Here is a 26,292-nt window from a genome sequence, read left to right on the forward strand (position 1 = left end):
GCAGGTTAGTTTATTTCTATAGATACGTAATGAGTGGCTCGGTATAGAACATACTATGATAAGTTTGTACTGTGAATTCTTATAATAGATAAAATCAACTTTTCAAGTGAATTCTAGATGATGTATCATCTGTGGAGCGATGTGGGTTTTTTGGTTGACTTATTCTGAATGTGTGTGGTTTTTAAATTATATTGGTGTTAGTTGATGATCTGAGTCTAATTACTATAGTGCGCAGTGCCTTGGAAATCTCAATCTAATTGCGTCCAAAATAAATGGGTGGGGTTTGCTTGAGATGGTTTTATGTATTCTAATGCTTTTCTATCTATCCTGCTCAAATATTAGGGGGTATTTCGATCACGTGCATTATCATTTTTACAAATCGAGGTGATAATAATTTTTTAGAATTCAATTAACATCTAAGATGGTAAAAATAAATTGTTTTTTGCTCATAACATGAGCGGTCGATTAATTTTATAATGCTATTTTATTCTTTGATATAGAGATGGTATAAGTTTTTTAACAGCTAATTCGGAGGGTGGTATGCGTTTTTTAATGATAATTGATGGTTTGCCGGGTGGGGGGGCTGAAAAGGTTGTGTTAACTTTGAGTGAGTCAATTCATAAAATGGGGCATCACGTTACACTTTATTCGCTTGGCGAAAAATGTGTATATTCTTTGCCAGTTGGTGTCGAATATCGAGTAATCATATCTCACAGCAATGCTCCATGGAGAAAACTTACTGAGCTTACCCGGCGGGCTAAAAAGTTGGATTCTGTGTTACGTTTAGATGAAGAAAAAAATGGCAAATATGACATCATTATTTCTAATTTGCATAAAACTGATCGTATTGTTGCTCAGAGTTGTGTTATCAACACGTCCCGCTTGTGGTACTGTATTCATGGTGTTCTTTCTTCGACTTATCTAGGGCATCGTAAAGGCATTAATTATTGGTTCAAGAAGTTTAAAATGAAGCGTATTTATAAGAACCGTAATATTATCGCCGTCTCTCAGTCGGTACTGGACGACATAGTCAAGGTATTGGGAGTCCGACCAGCGAAGAGCACCGTAATAAATAACCCTTTCGATTTATATGCACTGAAAAAACGGGCTGACGAATTTTGTGAGCTTTCAGGAACGAATTATCTAATCAATGTTGCTCGTATTCACCCGCAAAAACGCCAAGATCGTTTATTACGCGCATTTGCTCTATCGGGACTGTCCTCTCGTGCGAAACTAGTTTTACTAGGTACAGGGACAGAAGAGCGGATCGCTGTAGTAAAACGGCTAGCTGATGAACTTAATATTGCAGGCAGTGTGTTGTTTCTGGGTTTTCAATCTAACCCTTTCCCTTACATGAAACATGCACGCATGATGGTTATGAGTTCTGACAGCGAAGGGTTTGGGAACGTAATTGTTGAGTCATTAATTCTGGGAACTCCTGTTATTAGTACGTGCTGCCCAGGCGGACCACAAGAGATACTTAAAAAAGTTGGTCTGCCTGAGATGCTAACAGACCTTGATGTCGAGGCGTTATCTAAGATGATTGATGTTTATGATAATTTACCAATAATAGATGAAAGCGGGCTAGAATCTTATGATGTGAGGACAATTAGCCTTCAGTATATTAAGCTTGGTACTCACTAATAGAGTATTATGAATAGCCTTGAGTAATTTAGGCACTTGAGCTTGTATTTTGGGCTGACCCCACTGTAAGCATCCCGGCTTTAGTTCCATGCACTTTTTGAGATTTCCGGTGTTTTGATCCCTTCCCAATATCGGTGCCAGGCTAAATCAGAGAACCGGGCCTTTTTGCAGACTTCGGATAAATTCCTCAGGTGTCAGGTTGTTCAGGGATTCATGAGGCCGCTCGTTGTTATACTCCATCAGCCAGCGCTCTGTAATTTCCCGCGCTTCATTCAGTGTTCTGAACAGATAAAAATCCAGGATTTCTGTCCGGTATGTCCGGTTGAACCGTTCGATAAAAGTATTTTGTGTAGGCTTACCCGGCTTGATAAATTGGAGCCGCACACCATGTTCTTCGGCCCATTGGGCCAGCGCCAGTGAGATCAGTTCGGGCCCGTTGTCCATCCGCATCTTCAACGTGTAACCACGGTTTGCCACGATCCTGCCCAGCCCCCATAGAGTGGTTGACAGATATCGTCGAACATACTCTTGCCGAAGTTGCCGGAAATCGGATATTGCCCCGGCGGATTGTTATTCAGTGCAAACGACACCGGTGTGAGGATGTCACGGTTAAAGGTCAGGCCGATGGAGGTGACGTCAAGCGACAGAGGGGCGCCGTCCGCCTTAAGGTAATTCCACATCCCCAGGAAAGGCGCAAAGGCATTCGCCGTCACCTTTTTGCCCGGTTCGTTTTCAAGCGCTTTGATGTCAAAGTAGGCCGTTTCGGGATGATCAGCCCGGTAGCTTTAAGTTTGAGCAAAACGTTTCAGGATGTTCATGTCAAACTTCTCTTTACCCAGCTCCAGCCAGCGGGCCAGCAGGCCTTTGGTATAACTGCCGTCTTCCATCGACAAAATGGCGTGCGCCAGCTGCAGGGCTTCGACGGCAACCGGATTGTCAAAGGCTGAACCGGCCTCATTGAAATTTCCCATATCACTGAAGGTGTAGCTATAGGGTAAACCGGTCGGTGCTGTCGCAATGACAGTCAGGGTATCACTCATGATAAGTTCCTCTTTGCGATTAAATGAGTCGTATAACAACTGTGTGCACAACCAGTAAATTGTTCTGTCGATATCGTTACATCGATGGATCCGTGTTGTGCCATTGCGCTCAAAACACCGTCACGATATGCGCTTCAGCGCATGCATGCGGCAACTGAGCGGCAAAAGAACGCCATCAGGTGCGCGGCGTAGCCGTCCTGTGCTGATAGATATTGCCTATCTTCGATTGCAGTGGAGTGTTCCACTACCGGGCCCGGCGCCACAGTCATCTCGAAGGTGTCAGTCCGGAGGACCTTGAACAGACCTCATCGTGAGGACAGAATCTGTCTATGGCCGTGTCTCAGTTCAGGGTACTATCATCGCTGGGTGGCAACTCACTAGCGGACGTCTAGCGCGGGTGTTTTAAAGAAGAAATAGACAATACCAGATCAAGGTTGGGATTTGATATTGTCGCAATCAATACATTTATATCAGGAGGGAATTGAAGGCGTTATTAATGGATATTAAAAAAGAATGTTATTTCAGAGGGGCTCTATCTGATTTAGTGCAAAATAATGCATTGTTTTACAAACCCAAGAGATGACGGGATCAAAGTCATCATGTTTACGCCACTGAAGTTTCTCTACTATATGAGGGATAGGTAAGGGGCAGGAAAATACACGTAGAGGAATTTGTGATGCTAACTTATGAGCTAGCCGAGTTTGCAAAGTAGCGATGCGACGCGTTCCGATTAAAAACTGAGGTAATACTGCAAAGTTCGGTGCGATAACTTCAATGTGACGGGTATAGCCAAACTGTTTGAGGAGTCTTTCTTCATAGGAGGAAAACATGTCGTTATTCCAACTGAAAGTAACGTGACCGTATGTCATATAGTCTTCCACCGAAAGTGATTCGTGTAGTTGGCTATTGTGCGCGCATGTAACGCACGACCAATCATCATCAAACAAGCGTTCTGCGGGATGACCGGTGGCAGTAAATGCCTCTGGAGTTATCAACAAGTCAATTTCACCGTTTTCAAGATTGGTATGAGATTTGGCATTAACCAGACGCAAGTCAAATTGCATAAAAGGTGCACATTGCCAGATGTGTCGCAGCATATCTGCGAGAAAGACATTCATCACATAATCTGATGCTTCTATAGTTACGCGACGTTCACAGGTCCTAGGGTTAAAAGTAGGAACAGTTGTCGTAATAGATTGGATTTGCAAAAGTACGACGCTTACTGGCTTCTTTAAGGCAATAGCCTTTGGAGTAAGCACCATTCTCTTGCCAATTTGTATTAATAGTTCGTCTTCGAAGTAGTTACGTAGACGAGCTAGCGCATTACTGGTAGCAGCTGGGCTAAGGTATAACTTCTCGGCGGCTTTCTTGACGCTGGATTCAGTCAATAATGCATTCAAAACGACCAGCAAATTAAGATCTAGTTTATTGAATCGCATGCTTTTACCTGTAACAGTTTGTTTTATGAATGCTCATCATTAAAATTAACAACTTTTAAACAATACTGTAGCAAATGTATAAGGTTTCTTCAATGGAGTGCAGCTCGATCAGATAATTTTCATGGTATTGATTTCCATCTCTGATTTGAATCTCCATACCTCATAATCCCAGAAGCTGAGGAGGAATCGAGATGGCTATCATAGGAATTCAAGCATTGACCTACGGAGTGGAGGATGTTGAAGAGAGTACGCGTTTCTTTGTCGACTTTGGTCTGCCTCTGGTGTCGAGTGATGCTGACGAAAGTGTATTCAGGCTCGATGAGGGCTCCGAAGTACGTATATTAGCGTTGTCGGATAGGCGCCTCCCCTTATCCAGCCTAGTCGGGCCGGGTGTACGTGAGGTTGTGCTTGGCGTTGACAACGCTGCCTCGTTAGATAGTTTGGTGGAGGGGCTTCGGCGCGACCGCGAAGTTCGCATTGAGAACGGAATAGCCTATTTCTTGAGCGATGGGGGATTGCCGTTGGCACTTCAAGTGTTTATCAAGCGCCCAGTAATAAATGCACCAGATCCTATCAATGCACCAGGAGTGGTGAGACGCCTTAATACGCATCGCAAATGGCGTCAACGAGCGCGGCCTAAAACAATCGGTCATGTGGTGTTTGCGGTACCGGATTTCATTCGGTGCAGCGCATTCTTCCGCGAGCGACTGGGTTTCAGGGTGTCTGACTACCAGCATGGCGTCGGCATTTATTTGCGCGCGGATGGCAGCAATAACCATCATAGTTTTTTGGCTGTGAATGCGAACGCGCCATTTCCCGGTATGGATGGTCAAGCGCGGTTTCATCATGCCAACTTCGGTGTGGAGGACATCGATGAACTGATGGTTGGCGTGAATCATATGGGCCGTCAAGGTTGGACAAAATCAATCGTGGGCTTGGGCCGCCATCGTGTGGACTCAGCACTGTTTGTTTACTTGCCGTGCCCTGCCGGCGGTGAAGCTGAGTACGGTACGGATTCTGATTACGTCGATGATACGTGGGTACCGCGGGAGTGGCCGGTGCCGCTATTCGCTTACTCTCACTGGACACACAACCAGCCCACATTTCTCGATACGCCACCCGCCTGGGAGTTTCGGTATCTCACCGATGGACGGATACCTGATGAAATTGTTGAGCACAATCAAGCTGGGGCGATTGATGGGGAGGCGTCATGTCCGGAAAAGTAACGCGCGTATTGGTCATCGGTGGAGGAATCGGAGGCCTGACCGCGGCTATCGCCTTACATCGTCAGGGGATCAACGTTGAGGTCATCGAGAAGAATCCGGCTTGGTCTGTGTACGGGGTGGGCATCATTCAGCCCTCCAACGTGCTCCGCGCCTTGCGTGCATTGGATTTGGGCGATGCTTGTCTGAAGCAAGGGCAAGGATTCCAGGGCTGGCGATTTTGCGACTCCCAAGGAGAAGTACTGGAAGATATGGTGGGCGTGAACGTCGCTGGTGCCGGATACCCGCCTGTCAGTGGGATTACCCGACCTGCTTTGCACAAGATTCTCGTTGATACCACGCTGGCACAAGGGTCGCGGGTTAGGTTGGGTGAAACCGTGTCCTGGTGGGAGGATGGTGCTAATGGCGTACGTGTGTCCTTCTCTGATGGCACGCAAGATCAGTATGATTTGATCATAGGCGCGGACGGTGCCTATTCACAGACGCGTCATCAGTTGTTCGGAGATAGGCACGCGCCGGTATACACCGGCCAGGCGGTTTGGCGGCACAACTTCCTCCGGCCTCCAGAATTGGAGTGGGGCATGATGTTCTATGGTGCAAAGAGCAAAGCCGGTTTGGTTCCACTATCGAGTAAGTTGATGTACTTGTTACTGGTCACACCAGAGCCCGGCAATCCACATCATCCCACCGAACAGTTACACGAATTATTGAAAGCTCGGCTGGCAGAGTACGGTGGCATCGTTGGCAGTTTGCGTGAGCAGATCACCGATCCAGCCCAGGTCGTCTATCGACCCATTGAAACGACGATGTTGCCGCTTCCCTGGCACAAAGGGCGCGTCCTGTTGTTGGGTGACGCTGCCCACACGAGTACGCCGCATTTGGCCCAGGGGGCGGGTATGGCAATTGAGGATTCGGTATTACTCGCCCAGATGTTGGGAGGCGGTGATGATCTCGAGACCGTGCTGAGGGAGTTTTCCTGCCGCAGATTTACACGTGCAGACTTGGTCTATCGGATCGGGCAGCAAGAGGTTGAGTGGGAGTTGGCCGAATGGGATGGCCGGTCCTCGGGTGACCATAAGGCACTCGTGGGAAGCGCCCTTGCTCAATTGATGGAGCCAGCTTTCTAACTATTCCATTTTGCATGTAAACCGAACCAGGAATAAATCATGGATAAAGTCATTATCAGTTGTGCGGTGACGGGCGCGGTACATACCCCTTCGATGTCTCGCTATTTGCCAATCACTCCCGCCGAAATTGCCAAGCAGGCCATCGATGCCGCAAACGCCGGTGCGGCGATCCTGCATCTGCACGCTCGCGATCTGCAAACCGGCCGCCCCACACCCGATCCACAGGTATTTGATCAGTTCGTGCCGCGCATTGCGGAGGCCACGGATGCAGTGATCAATATCACTACCGGCGGCGGCGTCGGAATGTCGTTGGATGAACGCCTGGCCTATCCGCTGCAAGCCAAGCCCGAATTGGCGTCGTTGAACATGGGGTCGATGAACTTTTCGATTCATCCCGCCGCGCGCAAGATCGAGGAATGGCGCCACGATTGGGAAAAGCCCTGGATTGAGGGTACGGAAGACAATGTCTTTCGCAATAGTTTCTGTGACATCAAGTACATCCTGCAAACACTGGGTGATGGTTGCGGCACGCGCTTTGAGTGCGAGTGCTATGACCTGGGTCATCTCTACAACCTGGCGTATTGCGTCGACGAAAACCTGATCAAACCGCCCCTGTTTATTCAGACCTGCTACGGCATTCTCGGCGGCATGGGGCCAGATGCGGAAAACCTGACGATCATGCGTACCACGGCCGATCGCCTGTTCGGGCGCGAAAACTATCGTTTTTCCGTGTTGGGCGCAGGCCGGCATCAAATGCCTTTACTGACGATGGGCGCGGTGATGGGCGGCAATGTGCGCGTGGGTCTCGAAGACAGCTTGTATTTGGGACGTGGCCAGATGGCGGTATCGAGTGCCGAGCAGGTCGACAAGATCCGCCGCATCCTGCATGAACTGTCTCTGGAGATCGCGACGCCCGATGAGGCGCGCGCCATGCTTGGCCTGAAAGGCCGAGATTCCACTAACTTTTGAGGACTCAGCATGTTCGAATATTTTCCCGGGAACTATGTATGGAACCTTTCGACCAGCATTGCGCTGGGCGTAGGCGGAAACATCGGCGAGGTCGACCGGATCTGCCGCCAGTTGGTTGAGGCGGCGCAACGCGGGGACGATAAAGGCACCGATGATTTCTTTCGTGCCTGGTGCGGCCAGGCCGATCAGTTGTGCGAGGCGGCAGGCACCGACGAAGCAGCCGGGCGCCGCTTGAGCGCCGGCGAGAAATATGGCCGCGCATCGGTGTACTACATGACAGCCGAACGCATGCAGCCCCCTGACTATCCGCCCCGCAAGGCGGTCTACCAGAAGATGCTCGATAGCTTCGCGCGTTACATAGCACTGCACGAAGAGAATTGCACGCGTGTCTCTATCCCATTTCAGGATAAGGAGATTGCCGGGTTGTTTGTCCGAGCCAATCGGACGGACGATTCGCCAGCGCCGTGCATCGTGCTGGGCAACGGCTTGGACAGCACCAAGGAAATGATTTACGGCTCGGGCATCCAGCAGGCACTGGCGCAGCGGGGGATCTCCAGCGTGTCAGTCGATCATCCTGGCGTTGGCGAAGCCCTGCGTCTACATGGTTTGACAGCATTGGTCGAATCCGAAATATGGGCGGGTGCGGTGGTCGATTACCTGGAAACCTGCCCCGACGTAGACACATCGATGCTGGGCATTTGTGCATGGTCACTCGGCGGCTATTACGCGCCGAGAGCCGCTGCAATGGAAAAACGCCTGAAACTGTGCGTGGCCTGGGGAGCGAACTTTGATTGGGGCGGGTTGCAGAAACTCCGTTTGGCCCGTCAAGGCGATCGGCCCGTGCCGCATTACTGGAATCACGTGCAGTGGGTATGGGGCCGTAAGTCGTTGGACGATTTCATGGAGTTCTCTTCCGCAGTGACACTGGCGCCGGTGATCGCGCAGATTACGGTTCCGTTCCTCGTCACGCACGGCTCCAACGACCGGCAGATCCCGCTGGAGTATGCACATAAGCAGTATGACGGCGCGGTGAACAGCCCTAAGCGGGAACTGAAAGTTTTCATGTCCGAAGACGGCGGCGTGGAGCATTGCAGCGCCGACAATCTGACGAATGCACGCGATTACATCGCAGATTGGATTTCAGTCACGTTTCAGGAACTGGGCGCCCAAGGAGTACGGACATGATGCGGCGCGACAATCCTCTGAAAAACTGGACACTGAGCTGTGATGCGATTTATCACGTCGGTCACGATCTGCAACGACCTGAGTGTGTGCTCGCCGAGCCCGATGGCACACTGTGGGTGGCGGATGCGCGTGGCGGTGTGATGCGCGTGGGCAAGGACGGTACGCAGCAGTTGATCGCCCAGACCGTCAGTGGACAGTTCGCGTCAGCGCAGGATACCAAGGCACGCCTGCTGCATGGGACGCTACCCAACGGTCTGGCCTTTGATGCGAACGGCGATTTTTTGATCGCCAATTTTGGGTCGGACGTTCTGGAGTTCATGAGCCGTGATGGCCGCACCCGGACTTTATACGACAACATAGACGGCAAACCCATAGGCAAGGTTAATTTCGTGACGCGCGATACGAAGAACCGCCTGTGGATTTCGGTCTCGACTCGCGTCAATCCTTGGAGCGATGCGGTCTGCTCTACGCTGAGCGACGGTTTCGTGGCGCTGGCCGACGAACGCGGCTTGCGCATCGTGGCCGACGGCTTTGCCTTTACCAACGAGGTTCGCCTGGATGCGGACGAAGCCTATCTGTATGTGGCGGAAACCACGGCCAACCGTGTCAGCCGCTTGCGCATAGAAAGCGACGGGTCCTTGAGCGCGCGCGAAATCTATGGGCCCAGCGATCTCGGTCCCGGCCTCATCGACGGCATCGCGTTCGATGCTTTTGGCAATTTATGGGGCGCGATGTGCCTGTCGGACCGGTTGGTCGCCATTACGCCGGAAGGCGATCTGCTCACCTTGTTCGATGACGGTGACCCAGAGGCGACGCGGCGTTTCCAGGCGGAGTTCAACACCGGGCGTCCTGTCAGTTTTGACACCATGGCCGCATGTGTCGGCACGGTGGCGCCGTGGATGGCGAGCATTACCTTCAGCGGCCCGGATCTGCGTACGGTCTGCATCGGCAGCTTGAGAGGTACGACCATTCCATGCTTTACCGCTCCGGTGGCCGGCCTGCCACTCGTTCATTGGAACGAACGGCAATTGTGCCAGCGTCAGACGGGGAGGACATCATGAATTTCGATTCTCTATTCGGCCTGAGTGGCCGCGTTGTGTTGGTGACGGGCGCTTCCAGCGGTATTGGCCTGCATGCCGCCAAACTCTTCAGCGATGCCGGCGCCGCAGTGGCATTGGCGGCAAGACGGCACGACCTCATCGAAGAACTGGCGAGCGCGTTGCGGGCACAGGGCCGACGCGCCGTTGCTGTTCGAATGGATGTAACCGATGCAGCTGCCGTCGTGCCGGCCTTCGACCTCATAGAGCGGGAGCTGCAGGCGCCTCTCGATGTGCTGCTGAACAACGCGGGGCTGATTTACGCCAAACGCTTTCTCGATCAGGAGGAGGCGGAAGTTGACCGGCTATTCGATACGAACCTGCGCGGCGCATTTCGCGTAGCGCAGGAAGCCGCTCGCCGCATGGCGGCACATGAAGGAGGTGCCATTATCAATGTGGCGTCGACGGCAGCCTTGCGCGCACCGGGCAAGCTGAGCAGCTATGCGGCATCAAAAGCGGCATTGTTGCATCTGGCTGAGGTGATGGCGCTTGAGCTCGCAGGTAAGGGCATCCGCGTCAACACACTATGCCCCGGGAACATCGAGACGGAAATGCAAGCGCCGCTAGCCCAGTTCGAGGAGGCATTGAAGGCGCGCACGCCGATGCGCCGCTTCGGCAATGTGGACGATCTGGATGGTGCCTTGCTGCTGTTGGCCTCCAATGCGGGGCGCTATATGACAGGGGTAACGGTAACGGTGGACGGTGGCCAGGCGTTGAGCTGGATGTAGATCGGCGACGCTCGCGTCTGCCACACAGAATGAATACATGGTCCGGATAGGGACCAAAGGATATGAGATGAATACGGTATTGAAAAATCGCGTGGCGATTGTGACCGGCGCGGGAGGTGGCCTGGGACGAGCTCATGCCTTGGCACTGGCTCGCTGCGGTGCCCGGGTAGTAGTCAATGATTTGGCAGGAGACCGAGCAGGGTCTGCGGCGCAGTCAGTAGCCAGGGAGATACAGGCGAATGGCGGAGTTGCGATGGTCAACGGTGGAGACGTTACTGATTGTGCCGCCATGCAGGCCATGGTGGCGAGCGCATGCCAGGTCTGGGGCCGCGTCGACATTCTTGTGAATAACGCCGGCATACTGCGCGACAAGAGTTTTGCCAAGCTATCGCTGGACGACTTCCGACGGGTGATCGAGGTTCACCTGATGGGCGCGGTCAATTGCACCAAGGCCGTGTGGGACAGAATGCGCGTGCAACAGTATGGCCGCATTGTGATGACGACATCCTCGTCTGGGCTGTACGGCAATTTCGGGCAGTCGAATTATGGCGCAGCCAAGATGGCGCTGGTCGGATTGATGCAGACGCTCGGCCTGGAGGGAGAAAAGTACGGTATCCGTGTCAACTGTCTGGCCCCTACCGCCGCTACCGCCATGACCGAGGGACTGATGTCCGAAAGTGCGCTGGCTGCGCTACGGCCAGAGGCGGTGAGTCCGGGGCTGCTCGCCCTGGTCGGCGAGCATGCCCCCACCAGGGCGATCCTGTTGGCCGGAGCGGGCAGCTTTGAAGGCGCCCATATCACGATGACACGTGGCGTGTATCTGGGACAGGGCAGCGACGCAGCCGAACAGGTGCACGCGCGTTTTGCGGACATTCAAGACCGCGATGGTGAAAGTGTTCCACATTCGGCGTTCGAACAGGCCCAGCTTGAATTGACCAACGCTGGTATAGACGCGCAGATACTGGCATCCAACCCGGCGGCGCCACAATCGTGAGCAATCTGGCGTACCGCATTGAGGGATATCAGTATATTTGTGCTGATGGACAGCCATGAGGGATCGTGGGGTATGCCTGTGTGCGCTGGCAGTCGACAATGCGCCATTGCTGGTATTCACGTTCGGTATTCTGACGAATGCGATCACGCACGATTCTGTCTAAGTACGGCACGTGCGTTGACATGACATTAGCGTTTGAATGGACAACATCATGAGAGAAGCTGTGATAGTTTCAACAGCACGCACAGGTATCGGGCGTGCATACAAAGGGTCCCTGAATCAGACCAAGTCGCCAACCTTGTTGGCACATGCCGTAACACATGCCGTGCAGCGCGCACGAGTCGATGGCATCGAGATTGAGGACGCCGTATTCGGATGCGTCCTGGCAGCGGGAACGGCAGGTATGAATCTAGCCCGCAACGCGGTACTGGCGGCAGGCTTGCCAGACGCCGTACCGGCACAGACCATGGACCGCCAATGTGCCTCGGGCCTCATGGCTATTGCTACGGCGGCGAAGCAGGTGATCGTCGACAACATGGATATTGTTTTAGCCGGCGGCCACGAGAACATCACGGCCGTTCAGAATGAATATTTCCAGTGGGTGCAACGCGAACGCGATCCGCAGGTGACGGCACATGCGCTGCATGCTTACATGTCGATGCTCGAAACCGCTGAATTAGTGGCACGCAAATACGGCATCTCCCGCGAGGCGCAGGATAGATATGCACTCTCGTCTCAGCAACGCACATCGGCCGCACAAGAGGCAGGCCGTTTCGACGAAGAAATCGTGCCGTTCGTCACGACGATGGCCATCATCCAGGGAAATGAGCCAGGCGCAACCAGATCCGTGGTGCTGAGTGTTGATGAGGGCAATAGGCCACAGACCACATTCGAGGGTTTGACCGCGCTTAAACCCGTCGTAGAAGGCGGTGTGATCACCGCGGGCAATGCCAGCCAATTGTCGGACGGTGCCGCTGCATGTGTGTTGATGGAGCGTGCGGTGGCTGAACGCCGCGGGCTCGCGCCGCTGGGCGTGTATCGAGGCATGGCTGTGGCCGGCTGCGCGCCTGAAGAAATGGGTCTAGGCCCGATTTATGCGATCCCGAAGCTGTTGAAGGCGCATGGTTTGACGGTTGCCGATATCGGGCTCTGGGAGCTTAATGAGGCTTTTGCTTGTCAGGCCCTGTATTGCCGTGATTTTCTTGGCATTGATCCGGATATCTATAACGTGGACGGCGGTGCCATCGCGATTGGCCATCCCTATGGCATGACGGGCGCACGTCTGGTCGGCCATGCCTTGATCGAAGGTCGAAGACGAGGTGTCAAATACGCGATCGTCGCAATGTGCGTGGGTGGTGGCATGGGCGCCGCGGCGTTGTTCGAGTTGGGCTAATGTTGGCTGCGCTACATCACGACGTGAAGCCACAAGATGTTCTGGTCGTTTTTGGACTCTCGAAAAAGATAGTTGCACTACACAGTGCAATGTATTACTATGCCAGCATGAGAGAAAAGACGGCACAACCCGCTTTGCGGGGCACTACTAAAAACAGAAAGGTTCTTGCTGCTGCGCGTGAGGCGTTTCTACGTAACGGTTTCGGTGGAACCAGCATGGACGAGCTCGCTTTGGCAGCGAATGTGGCTCGTCGCACATTATACAATCAATTCGGCAGCAAGGAAAATTTGTTTCGGGCTGTCGTGACTGACATATGGGGGCGTATAGATCCTGGAGAGTTAATCGAAGAAGCTGCGGCGGGAAAGGGGCCGCGAGAAGGGTTACAGGCTATCGGGCTCGCGCTTGCCAATCATTGGGCGAGTCCCACAGTTATCGCATTCTTACGTCTTGCAATTCTGGAAGGCGAGCGATTTCCCGAGCTACCGAGAAGTTTTTACAAGTACGGAAAGGAGCCTATTGTTCTTGCGGTAAGTGCGTATCTGGAGCGGATGGTGCGGGAAAATGCCATGCATCTGGAGGATTCATTGATTGCAACCCAGCAGTTCATTGGCATGATCAATGAGCCCCTGCTTTGGATGCGTCTTATTGATACGGAAGGCAATGTGGGTGCAGAACGGCGTGCCGACATCGTAAACCGTGCAGTACGTCTTTTCTTCGCTGGGTACGGTGTCAAAGCCTAAGTGGAAGATCGAGTACCTATTTTTTTACCCTTAAAATGCACTGTACTGTGCAGTGCAATTAGTATTGAAGGAGCTATGAAATGACTTCAGATGATCTCTTGAAAACCTACCGTTGGTCCTCCAATGATCCCAAGGACAAATTCTCTGTCGAGAATCCGGCGACAGGGGAAATCATTGCATGGGTGCAAGGGGGCGGCGCTGCAGAAATAGATGCCGCCGTCAAGGCTGCCCACGAAGCCTATGAAACGGACTGGCGACATCGCTCGCCGACGGAGCGCAGCGCGTTACTGTTGAAATGCGCGGATGTGCTTGAGGCGCATGCCGATGAAATCGCGCGCATCGAAACCTTGGAAAATGGTAAGCCGTTCACGCAAGCGCGCACGTTTGATGTCAACGCTCTTATTATGCTGTTCCGCTATTTCGGCAGCATTGTCGATAAGATCCCTGGCGATCACATCGATCACGGCAACATTTCGACCACAGTAGTGTTGGAGCCACTCGGTGTGGTCGGTGCGATCATCCCGTTCAACTGGCCACCCATTCATACCGCAGGGAAGTTGGCACCCGCGCTGGCGGTTGGTAATACCGTCGTGTTGAAACCCGGCGAACAAACCCCGTTGACCCCGGCCTACATTGTCGAGCTGCTTCAAACCGTATTGCCGGAAAACGTGGTCAGTATTGTCCCAGGTGCCGGTCCGATTGCAGGCGCTGCATTAGCCAGCCACCCTTTGGTCAGAAAGGTTACGTTTACCGGGTCGACCAAGGCGGGCGCTGCAGTCCTGCATAGCGCTGCTGACAACATTACGCCCGCTCTGCTCGAATTGGGCGGCAAGAATGCCTACATCGTGTTCGACGATGCCGATCTCGATCGGGCCGTACGGGATGGTCTTGAAGGCGGCTTTTTCAATCAAGGTGAGGCGTGCACCGCCGCATCGCGCATGGTTGTCCAGCGTGGCATTTACGACCGCTTCGTTGAGCGCTTGGCCGAAGGTGTGAAAAAACTCAAGGTCGGCGACGGCATGAAGCCGGAGACGCACGTCGGCCCACTGGTCACGGATGTTCACCGCAAACGCGTCCAGTCGTACATTGATCTTGGCATCAAGGATGGCCTGAGCATTGCTGCACAGGCGGAACTTCCCAGTGATCCTGCGCTGAAAGGCGGGTTCTACGTTAAGCCTACCCTGTTCACCAACGTGCCCGGAGATCACACGCTTTTCGAGGAAGAAATCTTTGGTCCGGTCGTCACAGTCACGCCCTTCGATACCGAAGAAGAGGCGGTCAAGCTCTGCAACCAATCCGAGTATGGCCTGGTGTGCGGGATCTACACCCAGGACATGGAGAAGGGATTCCGAGTGGCGCGGCATGTGGATGTCGGGATCACTCTATTCAACACGTACAATCGTGGTGGCGTGGGCATGCCTTTTGGTGGCGCCAAGCACACCGGGTTCGGCCGTGAGCACTGCCTGGATACGTTGAAAGAGTTTGGACGTCTCAAGACAATCCGCCATCCCTCCGGACTGGGCAAACTGATTAATTGGTTTGCCGTCGATGAGATTTACGGTCCCCGAAACGGCTAACGCCGGACGGATTTTGTTTGCTGACAGGAGGCGGCTCTGATGCCGCCTTCTCCCCGCAACGCAAGGAGATTGTGATGAAAATAATAGCACTTGAAGAAGCCTTCTCGATACATGGCCTGAAACTTGGCGACAAGATTCATGCCGTTCCCGATGTGCACGCTTCCGATGAATTCAAAAACCTGACGGGGCCTCGCCTGTTTGACTTTAGCGAATGGCGGCTACCCGACATGGACGAGCATGGCATCGATGTCCAGGTGCTATCCTTGACCGCGCCGGGCATCCAGGCTGCCGATTCCGCTGAGGTCGCGATTGCCGACGCACGTACCGCCAATGATTTTCTTTACGATGTCATCAAACAGTCACCTGACCGTTTTCGCGGCTTTGCTGCGTTGCCGATGCAGGATCCGGTAGCGGCGATCGAGGAGCTGCGTCGCTGCGTCCTTGATCTGGGATTTTGCGGCGCGTTGATCAATGACCATACTGGCGGGCACTACCTGGACGAGCCGCAATTCGATGCTTTTTGGACTGCCCTCGTGGAGCTCGATGTGCCGCTCTATATCCATCCCGGTGCTCCTCGAGCCGATCACTGGCACATCCTGGATGGGCATCCGAATCTGGTCGGCCCAACCTGGACCTGGGGGGTCGAAACTGCCGGACACGCCATGCGTATCGTCTACGGGGGGGTGTTTGATCGGCACCCCAAGGCAAAGCTCATTCTCGGACATATGGGGGAGTATCTGCCGTTCCAGCTGTGGCGACTCGATTCCCGCTACAAAACGCTTGCCAATCAGAATCTTCAACACCTGCCGTCGAAGTATTTTGGACAAAATATCTTCATCACGACAAGCGGCGTTTTTTCTCACGCCGCATTGGTCGGAGCGATCATGGCAATCGGAGAGGACGCGGTGATGTTTTCCATCGATTACCCCTTCGAGTCGTCGGCCGAAGCTGTGGAGTTCCTACGGACTGCACCAATTACTTCGGAACAACGAGAGAAGCTCGCGCATCTGAATGCCGCGCATATTCTTAAACTCTAATTTATCCAAGACCCTACATGCTTGCCGGTGAAGTGGATGATGGTATTTGTGTGGGGTCGCACAGTCAATAAAGTATTAAGTGGAGATAATGATGGAAATTTCTGGAAATACGGTTCTCGTAACCGGTGGTGGCACGGGGATCGGGCTGTCAATAGCGGTCGGACTCCTCAAGGCGGGAAGTCGAGTCATCATTTGCGGCCGCAACTTGGATGCGCTTGTGGCTGCACAAGAGGCAAACCCCGGTCTTGAAATCGTGTATGGCGATGTTGCGGCTCAAAGCAGTCGCGAAGAGTTGGCGGAGGCGGTTCTCAGTCGTTTCAGCGATGTCAATGTCCTAGTTAATAACGCGGGAATTCAGCGTCGGGTTGATTTTTTGACTGACGATGCTCCATGGCAAGTTCGGGCGGAAGAGATTGCTATTAATTTCCAGGCCCCAGTTCATCTGGCAGCATTGTTCTTGCCACATTTTCTCAAACAAAAACGGGCTGCAATTGTGAATGTTACGTCGGGCCTGGCTTTTATTCCGAGTCGACAGGTCGCCGTTTATTCAGCGACTAAAGCTGCGATGCATTCCTTTACGCTATCGTTGCGTTCACAGTTGGAAGGAAGTTCGGTTTCGGTGGTTGAAGTAATTCCGCCTGCGGTAAATACCGATTTGGGTGGTACCGGCCTGCATACTTCGGGTGTGCCGGTCGGTGAGTTTACCGATACTGTCCTTTCACGCTTTGCGGCAGGCGACACTGAGATTGGGTATGGTACATCGGAAATATTTCGCACGGCATCGAAGGAGGAAATACATAGAATATTCGAGACAATGAATCGCGCAGATCCATGATGCCGAGAGGGTGACATGATGGGCCGGACTACTTCAATGACTCGTCTGGGTATGGTTTTGGGCTGGAGCCACAAATTTGCATAGACCAAGGGACGACTTATGGAATTAAGACATCTTCGTCGATTCATCTTGGCCGAGGAATTGCACTTCACTTGAGCTGCAGTATGGCTATACATGGAGCAGCCACCATTACCCGTGCTATCAAAGAGCTTGAAGATGAAATGGGCGTGGCGCTCTTCAGTCGAAATCGACGTGGCGCTAGATTATCTACTGCGGGTGTCGTGTTCCTGAAATATGTCCGTAAACTATTCGCCGTATTGGAGCAAGCACGGAGAATGCAAGAGCGGCGGCGGTAGGACTTCTGGGCCGCATACACATTGCAATCTCGGATGGAGCAATCGATCAAAGGCTATCGTTACTCCTTGCTCGTTCTCGCGCTGAAGAGCCCGATGTTGAAATCCGAGTCTCAGAAGTTTCTTTGTCCGAACAGTTGCATGGTTTACGTTCCGGCGACTTTGTCATCGATTTTCGCATACAGGCGATGTTGAGGAAGGCATTATCGCTGAACCGGTTTGGGCTGATAGCCTCGTGGTCGTCTTGCCAGCTCGCCACCCGTTACTTTCGTACAGAGCTGTTCCACCTGAAGAGCTGGCATATTATCCGCTTGTTTTAGGTGCTCCTATTATTTGCGAAGGTTTCAGCCGAGAGCTAGTACAGCTATTGAGCGTTCTGCAGCGCGAGCCGAAGGTAGTTGAACACGTGTTGTCAGTTAGCATGATGCTTACACTGGTTGGTGCAGGCCACGGTATTGGCATTACGACTTCAACTAAAACAACGGGATGCATTCGTTCCGATGTTGTTATTCGTCCGCTTGCTATGGAATCGCCGACGATTTATACCTATTACGTTTGAAAGTCGACCATATCTCAGATCCACTTGAACGGCTTATTGGACGACTTCATGATCAAAAGGAGATTTGAGCCAATTGAATTGATTTAGCCGTGATTTTTTTGATCGAACATATAACGGAGGTCGTTATTTATTTAAGTGACTATTAAGTCCCTCGAATTCCAATTAACTTGAAACTCTCCCATTTCCATTGAGGGATGAGGCTGTTGATAGCAATTCACACGAAGATAATGCGTCGGTGGCACCATACATAGGTGATCGCAGCCTGTCCTTGGGTAATCCCAATTTTTAGCGCTTGTGGATTCAAACGGTCAGTACAACATTCCGTCCAGCGCTTTAGCCGCGGGTCTTGAACCCCAACGTTTTTCTGGGCCGGGAGTTTAGCTTGGCGGCAATTACATCAAGCTTGTATGGGTATAGCTTGCCAAGCTTGTTCTTTTCGGGAAGTACTGGCGTAGCAGGCCATTTGTATTTTCGTTGGTGCCCCGCTGCCAGGGGCTGCCCGGATCGCAGAAGTAAACGGCCATATTGGTAGCAATACTAAAATCCCTGTGTGCTAATAACTCAACCCCGCGGTCCCAGGCTAGGCTTTTCCTTAGTTGAACAGGAAGCTGGCGCATCTGCTCAACAAGAGCTCGAGTCACGGTTTCGTCCCGTTTGTCCTCGATCCTGCAAAGCACGGTGAACCGTGTGCTTCTGTCGACGAACGTGGCAATGGCGCTCTGATTTGCCCCAAAATCAGAGCGCCTTCCCAATGCCCTGGCAATGCGCGGTCTTCGATCACCGCACGAGAGCGAATTGAGATATATTCAGGAATGCCGCCTGATATGGGCGCCCGATGGGGCCTGGCTTGGCGGAACATCCGCTGGGTCCGCAGGTGCTTTTTTAGTTCTTCACGTAGTACGCCGCGGGCTTGAACAAACAGTGATCGATAGATTATTTCGTGCGAAACACATATGATCTTTCCGTCAGGAGAATGATACTTCAGTCATCCTGAAATTTGTTCTGGCGACCAGTCAGCCTCCAACAGGCGTATCACGATATTGCGCCGCTCCGGTTCACGGGACAGAAGGTAAGGCTTCAGTCGCAGGCCCGCTTGAGGAACTGCTTTTCAGCATTGTACGCTCGGTTCTTCCCTGGTCCACCATTGCGGCCGGCCTCTCCGAGATCGCCGATGCTGAGCGACCTAGCTGGCGACCAATAGCTCGATAACTCGCACCACTGGCTAGCCCTCGAGAGATCGATGATCCGGTACTGGATCATTACGAGCTTTACTAGAAACTGTACTTTCTCATTTACAGAGTCCCCCGTGAGTGGGGCTCTCGCGGTTGCAGATCAACGGGACCTGCTCTGCATCGCGGATGAAGCGCCCTATATGCTCGTTACTTAGGTGAGTGGTGGTCGAGTCCTTCAGGCTAAGGGGGCATCGTTCCACACGCGAGGGCTACGCCAAAGTGACTCAGGCCTGGCCCTTCACTCATGGTGCGCTTTACCAGATCTATGCAGCCGTGGGCTGCGTGGCTGTGATCGCGCTGTAGCTCGGTGAGGAACTGGTGACGGTCGCTGTTCGGCGGCACAGTGCGCTGGCTCGTTGGGAACACATGTAGCGGCAGCAGCGATGTGCTACCAGTGACGTGATAGTCCAGCCCATCAGCTCCCGCCCCGGCTTTCTCTCTCGACGCTCTTGTATGGCATCTGGCCAACAATGCCGCAGTCAATCCAATCGGCGCGGAACAGAGCTAGCCTAGCATTCCTTATAGAGCTGCAAGCCCTAGGCGATTTCCACCCAGGGCTTGACACGAGCAATTTTTATGGGGAGTTTCTAAGTCAAGAATAAACTGCAATGTTTAATTTGAAAATTGATCGCCAAATGAGAGCACTTTAAGGCGTGTTGTCCTCACCATCCAGCGAATAGGCAATAACATAGTCCCCTCGGTCTGGTTGGCCGCGAGCCCCTGATGCTGTAAGCACTATGTATTGACGATGTGTCTTTGGCGATATGTAAGACATTGGCGTAGCTTGACTACCGACGGGCAAGCGGCCCTTCCAGAGTTCTTGGCCAGTGTGCATATCAAAAGCCCGAAGATAGTAATCTTGGGTCCCGCTATAAAACACTAAATCACCGCCCGTACTGAGAGGGCCTCCCAGAGAAGGCATGCCGATTGTCATGGGCAGTCTGGTCTTAGTACCAAAGGGCCCTGAATCATACGACGTGCCAAGTGGTACCTGCCAACGAATCTTCTTGGTGGACAAGTCCACAGCCGAGAGCGTGCCAAACGGTGGAGCGATGCAAGGAACACCGAGTGGTGATAGGAAATAATTGGTGGTAACACCAAATGGTGTACCCAACGCAGGCGAATAACCCAAGTGGCCATCACCCGCCTTAAATTTGTCAGATTCAGAACGAGGAATCAGATGGGGTTCCATGGCGATACGAATATCATTGACGATGAGAAGGTTATTCTCGGTGTCGAGCGACATTCCACCCCAGTTCATGCCGCCCAAATTGCCTGGGTACTGGATAATTCCCTTCACTGATTGCGGCGTAAAGTCACCATCGTAGCGCAGCATGCGGAAGCGGATTCTACACATGAGCTGGTCGATTGACGTCATTCCCCACATATCGCGTTCGGTCAGGCGTGGTGCACGAATCTGCGGCATATCGACCGAATACGGTTGGGTAGGCGAAAGGTAGTCACCCGCCGCGACATCATGGGTCGGCACAGGCTTTTCTTCCACCTTGGCAAGAGGATGCCCATTGCGACGATCAAGCAGAAAAATTTCACCGCGCTTCGTTGCTTGCAACAAGGCAGGCACTGTACCGCCCTTGCCGTCGGGCTGATCATACAGGACGGGGTGTGTCGGGACGTCGTAATCCCATATGTCGTGATGCACGGTCTGAAACTTCCATTGTTCACGTCCTGTGCGATAGTCGAGTGCCACGACGGAAGAGTTGTAAGCATCGTCCGTTTCCGTTCGATAGCCGCCCCAGTAATCGGGGGTAGCGTTGCCTAATGGGAGATAGATCATCTTGAGCTTTTCGTCCACCGAGGGGAAAGCCCACACATTTGGTGTCCCCCGAGTATAGGTCTGGCCGGCAGGCGGTTCGCCCGTTGACTGAGGATTGGCGAGGTCCCAGACCCATATCAAACTGCCGGTACGTGCATCGAAAGCGCGCACGACACCAGAAGGCTCATTCACGGAGTGATTGTCCATGATCCACCCCGCTATGACGACTAAGCCGTTTTCGATAACCGTCGGACCAGAAGTTTGCATATACATGCCAGGAGCAACATCGCCCATGCCATGTGTCAAATCAACGGTGCCGGATTGTCCAAAATCGCGGCATAGCTTGCCTGTGGCAGCATCCAGGGCGATCAAACGCGCATCGATCGTTCCTAAGAACAATCGCTGAACACAATCTGATCCTCGCTGTTGCACGGTTGAAATCGGATGAAAGGTATCATGACTGATATCGGCATAGGCCAACGAACGACAGCGCTGCCAGAGTGGAGAATTGCCCTTGGCATCGTATAACCATTTCTGCTTGCCAGTATCGGCATCAAGCGCAAACACTTTATCCAGCGGAGTGCATAGAAATACGGTGTCGTCTATCTGCAAGGGCGTATTTTGATCTTCCCCGATAATTAATCCGCCGTCCGTATGTATTTCCTCGGTGTGAAATGTCCAAGCTACCTTGAGGTTACCGACATTCCCCTTATTGATCTGCGTATACGGAACCGCCGAACGCCGCTCCAAAGAACCAGCGTATTGATCCCACGCCCCGGATTGCTCATTGGTAATTTTGCTTAGTTCGGCCTGTGTTTGCTGAGCAGGCCCCAGCAGGCCGTGATTGATGAAAAGGTTAACAAATAGATAAGTCGATATTGAGGCAAAAAGAATGGCTAACGTGTACGACATCCGATCCTTGGTTCTGGGGATATGTAGTGGCGCTAGCGCAAAAAGCACAACCCCGAACAGAAGTGGAATAAAGATACGAGGGAATATGTACCAAAACGCCCCCTGCGATTCCCAAATAGTCCATATTGCAGTTGCAATTAGCAAGCAAAGATAGATTGCCTGACCAAGGAAACGACGGCGCAGCAATAGGAAGCTGGAGATCAGTAAGGTAGCGCCAAATATCAAATAGAAGAAACTCCCGCCCAGCCATGCCAAGAGAAACCCAGCGATAAAATTAAATAAACCGAGGGCAGCCAACAGCCAGCACAATATTCTCCAAATCCATAGGTGGCCAGTTTTCGGAGTAAGCGTCACGTCGTTCATTTTTTCACTTTTTTGGGGTGGACGTTAAAAGACATGCAGGAGATAAGAGTAGTCAATCCATTCGCGTTGACATCCTTTCGTATCTCTTATGCGGGTTGAAATTGATGTATGGCGATAATTTCTGCACAAAAACACGCACATAATAATTGCTTCGATTTAAATCTTTAAACTAATACCTAAAATGTCAGTCCATATGATTAAAGGAAAATAAATCTGAAGCATAATGTCCCCACGCAACGACAGCCCGTTGGGTTTTCCCATTATTTGTGTTCTGGATGCACTTGGAAAGTTGATTTCATCCATCGTAAGAATTCATAAAACGAACTTGTGAGGAGAGGCGGTGGGTATGCATACTAGCAGGCCAGTCATTGCGCTACGATAGAAATAAGTTCGACCACGTGCTTCATGTCCATGTGCGCGCAACACTAATGGTATAACGTCAGGAAAATTGAGACGTTTTTCTCGACGGGTAATATTCAATCCCGCTATGCTTCGTAGTCCCATGCACCTAGAAAGCGATGATTACATGGGACTACACGACGTTATTGGAAATCCTTCTTGTACTTGGCGACTGCAGCCTGCGCGCAAGCCTCATCCTTGTCCCCACCGGGCGCACCCGATACACCAATACCACCTATTACGGTTCGATCAGATGTTCTCAATGTGACCCCGCCAGGAATGAAGAGGACTTCCGGTACGGTGGCTAGCACACCACCATCAAGTGGACCAGTGACCTTCGCTGCGATCAATTCACTGGTCGTATCCTTATTGAAAGTCTGGCCATATGAATACGCTGTATATGCCTTACGGTAGGATACAGAAAGTGACTGCAATGGCACGGAGTCTCCTTTGACAACCGCTTGCGGATGGCCTGTTGGATCGACTACTGTCGCCGTCACTAGATATCCTTGGTTAGAGCACACACGCACCGCTTCGCTTGCTAATGCAGTTGCCGTTTGCCAGCCCAGCGCACGAGTAGTGACGAGATTGCTATCAGCAGCCCGAACTAGAGATGTCGTAGTAACGAGCATCACCACGGCTGCGGCCGCTGCGAAACCAAATGTTCTTAGATAAACCATGCCAGATTCTCCAAAGTTACAAAGTGAAAAGAAAGAAATTGGTACACCGCATCAATATTCATCTATATTCTTCCACTAGGAAATGATTTAATTCCGGAAGGACCTTCCGGAAAATAATGGAAATACATGCACGCCATCACCGAGGTTGAAATCTTTATTGAGGTTGTACAGCAAGGTAGTTTCTCCGCGGCAGGCCGCAGCCTTGGCTTAGCGTCATCCGTTGTGGCAGATCGTGTATCCAGCCTGGAAAGACGGCTAGGGGTCGCGTTACTTTTGCGTACTACACGTCACCAGGCACTGACCGAGATAGGCAAAGACTATTTTGAGGAAGGTTCACGCATCGTTAGCGATTTCCGTGCGTTGGAGAATCGTGTTATCGATAGCGCCACGTCTACACGTGGCATGCTTCGCGTCACAGCACCCAATCCGCTAGGGCAGTGTTGGATCGCTCCCTTTGTCGGGCGATTTGCATTGGACTATCCTGATATTGCTCTGCACTTGACGTTGGACGATCACTTTGCCGACATCATCGCCCAAAGATTCGATATTGCGATCCGCGGCGGGCCAGCAATCGATTCAAACCTGATCGGACGCCGCCTGTTCGACACGCGGCGCGTCGTCGTCGCGAGCCCCGCATATCTCGATAGCCATGGTACGCCCAGCCATCCCAACGAGCTCGGCACACATCGTTGCCTAATATTCAACACACAATCCCATCTTCATGCAGAATGGCGCTTCGAGCATGCTCAAGCTCCTAAAAAACTACGCATAACGGGCGCTCTCGCCACCACAAATGCCTCCTTGCCAGTCGAATGGGCTGTCGCGGGGTTGGGGCTGACCCAGAAGTCCTGGTGGGAAGTCGCCGATCATATTCATGCGGGCCGATTGGTGACAGTACTCGATGATTTCGAACCAGAGCCAGTCTGCTTCTACGTTATTCACCCAGTCAGTAGTCAACGGTCGAGAAAGGTCGCCCTTTTCGTCGAGGGCTTGATTGCGCTATTTGATGATCTTGATGGTGGAATTGGCAATTTTAAACGTTAACCCTCAATATAATTGGGAGCTGTAACTAGGAACGGTTGCGGCATTGGTCTCTTCCCTGTAATCAGTACCGGTCTAAACTGCAGTATCCGGTCTTTCTTTTATCGAACAAAGAGGTCATTCCTTCATGAAAAACACCCGCTATACCGAAGAACAGATCGCTTTTGCGTTGAAACAGGCCGAAACCGGCATTCGAGTGGAAGAAATGTGCAGAAAGATGGGTATTTCTGAAGCCACTTTTTACATCTGGAAGAAAAAGTTTGGCGGGATGGGGGTGACAGAATTGCGCCGCCTACGGCAGCTGGAGGATGAAAATCAGCGGCTCCGTCGTCTGGTGGCAGACCTCAGTCTGGACTAGGAAATGCTCTAGGATGTCATTCGAAAAAAGTTCTGAGGCCCGTCCAGAAACGTGAAGCTGTGGCTTATCTGCTCGACGCTTACCGCATTGGTCTGCGCCGTGGCTGTCGTCTGATGATGCAGCGTCGTACGGTGTATAACTACCGTAGCTGGCGTGATGACAAGGCCCTGACTCCGAGGATAAGAGAGATTGCAGCAGCGCGAGTTCGGTACGGTTGCCAGCGCATTCATATTCTTTTACGGCGGGAAGGCTGGTTAATAAATCATAAGAAAACCCATCGGATTTACTGTCTGGAAGGGCTGAATCTGCGGACAAAACGACCTGCCGACATGTCACAGCCAGACACCGGCGCGTCCGTCCGGAAGTTAGCGGGTAGATCAGTGCTGGAGCATGGATTTTGTTGCTGACAATCTGTTCAATGGCACCGGATCCGGGCGCTAACTATAGTCGATAATTTTAGTCGGGAATGTCTGGCGATCCAGGTTGGGCAGGGTTTACGTGGTGGGGATATGGTGACCATTACGGAGCAGCTGAAACAAATGAAGCGCCGTGTTCCCCTCAGGTTGCAAACGGACAATGGCAGCGAATTTATCTCCAAATCTCTGGGCCGATGGGCATATGAAAATAAGGTGACGATCGACTTTTCACGACCTGGAAAGCCCACAGACAATGCACTGGTCGAGTCATTTAATGGCAGCCTTCGTGATGAATGTCTGAATGTGCACTGGTTCCTTTCACTGGAAGATGCTCAGGAGAGATCGAGTGCGGCGGCAGGAATATAATCAGCAACGACCCCATTCATCATTAAACAGCCTGACACCGGAGGTAAGCGTCCCGTGTAGGACGTCTTCTGGTTTTGGCTGGGATGATTAAGGATGGTGTCCACCTATTTTAAGTGGACACCATCTATGACAGGATCCGATATCCCCCCGTGCTAACTACCCCATGGAGTTCAAGTTGCCCATGGTCGAAAAGTCTCTGCAACCCGACGTCAGCGTCGCGCTGCTGGCTCCTAACAACGGCATCAACGATAACCCGCTGTTCAAATGACGCCGTCGCTATCGGCACCTTATCGAGGGCTCATGCCGGGCAGCATGTTGCCGCACCCGTTATCATCGAGGACAAGGTTGTTTCTGTGGTGGTCGAACACCCCTCAGCCTTGATGCTAGCGGCCTCTCTGGCTCCAGCAACACAGCCAAAGCCCGAGCAGGTCTGTGAGGTCGCCATCGGCCGATCTCGCCTGAAGCTATCAGGCTATCTCGCACCAATCATGCTGGCGACGCTGGTTCGCGAACTTAAACGAGGTCGCCGGTGATATCATTCCCTGCGGGCTCTCGTATCTGGCTGGTCACCGGCGTCACCGATATGTGCAATGGCTTCAACGGGCTGGCATCGCGCGTACAGCACGCTCTCGATGAGAATCCTTTCTCCGGCCATCTGTTTATCTTCTGTGGCCACAAGGGCGAAACCGTAAAAATCCTCTGGGCCGATGCTGATGGCCTGTGTATTACCAGGAAGTAGGTACATGCTGTAAAGGTGTTCTTACCGCAGAGGCATTGTCCACAGACGGTCGAGTTGCGAAAGTTTGCTTGG

General features: G+C 52.4%; 21 protein-coding genes and 4 pseudogenes. 18 read left to right on the forward strand and 7 right to left on the reverse strand.

The genetic code is table 11. The features are described from left to right. Positions 1 to 540 precede the first annotated feature (540 nt). Entirely contained in the window at positions 541 to 1,644 is a 1,104-nt protein-coding gene (locus QMZ29_RS23145) for a glycosyltransferase (protein ID WP_282994206.1), read from the forward strand. A 147-nt stretch (positions 1,645 to 1,791) separates the two neighbouring features. Here QMZ29_RS23145 and QMZ29_RS23150 read toward each other — a convergent pair. The 4 genes and pseudogenes from QMZ29_RS23150 to QMZ29_RS23165 form a co-directional block, all read right to left on the reverse strand. Beyond that, positions 1,792 to 2,133: pseudogene (locus tag QMZ29_RS23150) on the reverse strand (integrase core domain-containing protein); the annotation flags it as partial. Next, entirely contained in the window at positions 2,097 to 2,357 is a 261-nt protein-coding gene (locus QMZ29_RS23155) for a hypothetical protein (RefSeq protein WP_282994205.1), read from the reverse strand. The pseudogene QMZ29_RS23150 and the gene QMZ29_RS23155, both read right to left, overlap by 37 nt. A gap of 72 nt (positions 2,358 to 2,429) precedes the next feature. Next, positions 2,430 to 2,684: a hypothetical protein gene (locus tag QMZ29_RS23160; RefSeq protein ID WP_282994204.1), complete on the reverse strand. Its 255-nt coding sequence runs from the start codon at positions 2,682 to 2,684 to the stop codon at positions 2,430 to 2,432. 521 nt (positions 2,685 to 3,205) lie between these two features. Next, positions 3,206 to 4,123: a LysR family transcriptional regulator gene (locus QMZ29_RS23165; protein ID WP_282994203.1), complete on the reverse strand. Its 918-nt coding sequence runs from the start codon at positions 4,121 to 4,123 to the stop codon at positions 3,206 to 3,208. Positions 4,124 to 4,314: 191 nt separating this feature from the next. Here QMZ29_RS23165 and QMZ29_RS23170 point away from each other — a divergent pair, with 191 nt between their 5' ends. The 14 genes and pseudogenes from QMZ29_RS23170 to QMZ29_RS25880 all read left to right on the forward strand — a co-directional run bounded on the left by QMZ29_RS23170 (position 4,315) and on the right by QMZ29_RS25880 (position 17,940). Further along, complete coding sequence (locus QMZ29_RS23170; RefSeq protein WP_282994202.1) at positions 4,315 to 5,349, forward strand: VOC family protein; 1,035 nt, start codon at positions 4,315 to 4,317, stop codon at positions 5,347 to 5,349. Beyond that, positions 5,334 to 6,404 (forward strand): annotated as a pseudogene (locus QMZ29_RS23175) (FAD-dependent monooxygenase); the annotation flags it as partial. The gene QMZ29_RS23170 and the pseudogene QMZ29_RS23175, both read left to right, overlap by 16 nt. Positions 6,405 to 6,512: 108 nt before the next feature. Further along, positions 6,513 to 7,442 carry a 3,5-dioxohexanoate:acetyl-CoA acetone transferase gene (kce, locus tag QMZ29_RS23180; RefSeq protein WP_282994200.1) on the forward strand — a complete coding sequence of 310 codons (930 nt, stop codon included), beginning with the start codon at positions 6,513 to 6,515 and terminating at the stop codon, positions 7,440 to 7,442. A gap of 9 nt (positions 7,443 to 7,451) precedes the next feature. Then, positions 7,452 to 8,627, forward strand: a complete 1,176-nt coding sequence (locus QMZ29_RS23185) for an alpha/beta hydrolase family protein (RefSeq protein ID WP_282994199.1) — start codon at positions 7,452 to 7,454, stop codon at positions 8,625 to 8,627. Next, a complete protein-coding gene (locus tag QMZ29_RS23190; RefSeq protein ID WP_282994198.1) occupies positions 8,624 to 9,688 on the forward strand; it encodes an SMP-30/gluconolactonase/LRE family protein in 1,065 nt (354 codons plus the stop codon). The genes QMZ29_RS23185 and QMZ29_RS23190 overlap by 4 nt, the downstream gene beginning before the upstream one ends. Beyond that, on the forward strand, positions 9,685 to 10,452 hold the full coding sequence (locus QMZ29_RS23195) for an SDR family NAD(P)-dependent oxidoreductase (protein WP_282994197.1): 768 nt from the start codon (positions 9,685 to 9,687) through the stop codon (positions 10,450 to 10,452). The genes QMZ29_RS23190 and QMZ29_RS23195 overlap by 4 nt, the downstream gene beginning before the upstream one ends. Positions 10,453 to 10,519: 67 nt before the next feature. After that, positions 10,520 to 11,446: an SDR family NAD(P)-dependent oxidoreductase gene (locus QMZ29_RS23200; RefSeq protein WP_282994196.1), complete on the forward strand. Its 927-nt coding sequence runs from the start codon at positions 10,520 to 10,522 to the stop codon at positions 11,444 to 11,446. Positions 11,447 to 11,657: 211 nt separating this feature from the next. Beyond that, complete coding sequence (locus QMZ29_RS23205) at positions 11,658 to 12,839, forward strand: acetyl-CoA C-acyltransferase (protein ID WP_282994195.1); 1,182 nt, start codon at positions 11,658 to 11,660, stop codon at positions 12,837 to 12,839. Then, entirely contained in the window at positions 12,839 to 13,579 is a 741-nt protein-coding gene (locus tag QMZ29_RS23210) for a TetR/AcrR family transcriptional regulator (RefSeq protein WP_282994194.1), read from the forward strand. The genes QMZ29_RS23205 and QMZ29_RS23210 overlap by 1 nt, the downstream gene beginning before the upstream one ends. An 80-nt stretch (positions 13,580 to 13,659) precedes the next feature. Next, the gene (locus QMZ29_RS23215) at positions 13,660 to 15,156 is read left to right on the forward strand and encodes an aldehyde dehydrogenase family protein (RefSeq protein ID WP_282994193.1); all 1,497 of its coding nucleotides are present in this window, start codon (positions 13,660 to 13,662) and stop codon (positions 15,154 to 15,156) included. Positions 15,157 to 15,230: 74 nt separating this feature from the next. Beyond that, positions 15,231 to 16,193 carry an amidohydrolase family protein gene (locus QMZ29_RS23220; RefSeq protein WP_282994192.1) on the forward strand — a complete coding sequence of 321 codons (963 nt, stop codon included), beginning with the start codon at positions 15,231 to 15,233 and terminating at the stop codon, positions 16,191 to 16,193. Positions 16,194 to 16,281: 88 nt separating this feature from the next. Next, positions 16,282 to 17,028: an SDR family oxidoreductase gene (locus tag QMZ29_RS23225; RefSeq protein WP_282994191.1), complete on the forward strand. Its 747-nt coding sequence runs from the start codon at positions 16,282 to 16,284 to the stop codon at positions 17,026 to 17,028. Between the two features lie 164 nt (positions 17,029 to 17,192). Beyond that, the gene (locus QMZ29_RS25875) at positions 17,193 to 17,384 is read left to right on the forward strand and encodes a LysR family transcriptional regulator (RefSeq protein WP_502950674.1); all 192 of its coding nucleotides are present in this window, start codon (positions 17,193 to 17,195) and stop codon (positions 17,382 to 17,384) included. A 199-nt stretch (positions 17,385 to 17,583) separates the two neighbouring features. Then, positions 17,584 to 17,940, forward strand: a complete 357-nt coding sequence (locus QMZ29_RS25880; RefSeq protein WP_502950676.1) for a LysR substrate-binding domain-containing protein — start codon at positions 17,584 to 17,586, stop codon at positions 17,938 to 17,940. A gap of 392 nt (positions 17,941 to 18,332) precedes the next feature. Here QMZ29_RS25880 and QMZ29_RS25885 read toward each other — a convergent pair whose 3' ends face one another. The 3 genes from QMZ29_RS25885 to QMZ29_RS23245 all read right to left on the reverse strand — a co-directional run bounded on the left by QMZ29_RS25885 (position 18,333) and on the right by QMZ29_RS23245 (position 23,300). Then, on the reverse strand, positions 18,333 to 18,692 hold the full coding sequence (locus QMZ29_RS25885; RefSeq protein WP_502950675.1) for an IS30 family transposase: 360 nt from the start codon (positions 18,690 to 18,692) through the stop codon (positions 18,333 to 18,335). A gap of 1,126 nt (positions 18,693 to 19,818) precedes the next feature. Further along, positions 19,819 to 22,221 carry a membrane-bound PQQ-dependent dehydrogenase, glucose/quinate/shikimate family gene (locus QMZ29_RS23240; protein ID WP_282994190.1) on the reverse strand — a complete coding sequence of 801 codons (2,403 nt, stop codon included), beginning with the start codon at positions 22,219 to 22,221 and terminating at the stop codon, positions 19,819 to 19,821. 542 nt (positions 22,222 to 22,763) lie between these two features. Then, positions 22,764 to 23,300 carry a GlcG/HbpS family heme-binding protein gene (locus tag QMZ29_RS23245; protein ID WP_282994189.1) on the reverse strand — a complete coding sequence of 179 codons (537 nt, stop codon included), beginning with the start codon at positions 23,298 to 23,300 and terminating at the stop codon, positions 22,764 to 22,766. A gap of 126 nt (positions 23,301 to 23,426) precedes the next feature. On the opposite strand from QMZ29_RS23245, the gene QMZ29_RS23250 reads away from it, so the two are divergent. The 3 genes and pseudogenes from QMZ29_RS23250 to tnpB all read left to right on the forward strand — a co-directional run. Continuing rightward, complete coding sequence (locus tag QMZ29_RS23250) at positions 23,427 to 24,344, forward strand: LysR family transcriptional regulator (RefSeq protein ID WP_282994188.1); 918 nt, start codon at positions 23,427 to 23,429, stop codon at positions 24,342 to 24,344. A 124-nt stretch (positions 24,345 to 24,468) separates the two neighbouring features. Then, positions 24,469 to 25,572 (forward strand): annotated as a pseudogene (locus tag QMZ29_RS23255) (IS3 family transposase). Between the two features lie 438 nt (positions 25,573 to 26,010). After that, a pseudogene (gene tnpB, locus QMZ29_RS23265) lies at positions 26,011 to 26,217 on the forward strand (IS66 family insertion sequence element accessory protein TnpB); the annotation flags it as partial. Between the last annotated feature and the right edge of the window lie 75 nt (positions 26,218 to 26,292).

Source organism: Serratia sp. PF-27 (assembly GCF_030053255.1).
In the GTDB taxonomy this organism is placed as follows: Bacteria; Pseudomonadota; Gammaproteobacteria; order Enterobacterales; family Enterobacteriaceae; genus Serratia; species Serratia bockelmannii.

Coding starts and splice junctions, on each gene's coding strand:
- QMZ29_RS23145 (WP_282994206.1), top strand. CDS start 541: ATGCGTTTTTTAATGATAATTGATGGTTTGCCGGGTGGGGGGGCTGAA.
- QMZ29_RS23160 (WP_282994204.1), bottom strand. CDS start 2,684: ATGAGTGATACCCTGACTGTCATTGCGACAGCACCGACCGGTTTACCC.
- QMZ29_RS23165 (WP_282994203.1), bottom strand. CDS start 4,123: ATGCGATTCAATAAACTAGATCTTAATTTGCTGGTCGTTTTGAATGCA.
- QMZ29_RS23170 (WP_282994202.1), top strand. CDS start 4,315: ATGGCTATCATAGGAATTCAAGCATTGACCTACGGAGTGGAGGATGTT.
- kce (WP_282994200.1), top strand. CDS start 6,513: ATGGATAAAGTCATTATCAGTTGTGCGGTGACGGGCGCGGTACATACC.
- QMZ29_RS23185 (WP_282994199.1), top strand. CDS start 7,452: ATGTTCGAATATTTTCCCGGGAACTATGTATGGAACCTTTCGACCAGC.
- QMZ29_RS23190 (WP_282994198.1), top strand. CDS start 8,624: ATGATGCGGCGCGACAATCCTCTGAAAAACTGGACACTGAGCTGTGAT.
- QMZ29_RS23195 (WP_282994197.1), top strand. CDS start 9,685: ATGAATTTCGATTCTCTATTCGGCCTGAGTGGCCGCGTTGTGTTGGTG.
- QMZ29_RS23200 (WP_282994196.1), top strand. CDS start 10,520: ATGAATACGGTATTGAAAAATCGCGTGGCGATTGTGACCGGCGCGGGA.
- QMZ29_RS23205 (WP_282994195.1), top strand. CDS start 11,658: ATGAGAGAAGCTGTGATAGTTTCAACAGCACGCACAGGTATCGGGCGT.
- QMZ29_RS23210 (WP_282994194.1), top strand. CDS start 12,839: ATGTTGGCTGCGCTACATCACGACGTGAAGCCACAAGATGTTCTGGTC.
- QMZ29_RS23215 (WP_282994193.1), top strand. CDS start 13,660: ATGACTTCAGATGATCTCTTGAAAACCTACCGTTGGTCCTCCAATGAT.
- QMZ29_RS23220 (WP_282994192.1), top strand. CDS start 15,231: ATGAAAATAATAGCACTTGAAGAAGCCTTCTCGATACATGGCCTGAAA.
- QMZ29_RS23225 (WP_282994191.1), top strand. CDS start 16,282: ATGATGGAAATTTCTGGAAATACGGTTCTCGTAACCGGTGGTGGCACG.
- QMZ29_RS25875 (WP_502950674.1), top strand. CDS start 17,193: ATGGCTATACATGGAGCAGCCACCATTACCCGTGCTATCAAAGAGCTT.
- QMZ29_RS23240 (WP_282994190.1), bottom strand. CDS start 22,221: ATGAACGACGTGACGCTTACTCCGAAAACTGGCCACCTATGGATTTGG.
- QMZ29_RS23245 (WP_282994189.1), bottom strand. CDS start 23,300: ATGGTTTATCTAAGAACATTTGGTTTCGCAGCGGCCGCAGCCGTGGTG.
- QMZ29_RS23250 (WP_282994188.1), top strand. CDS start 23,427: ATGCACGCCATCACCGAGGTTGAAATCTTTATTGAGGTTGTACAGCAA.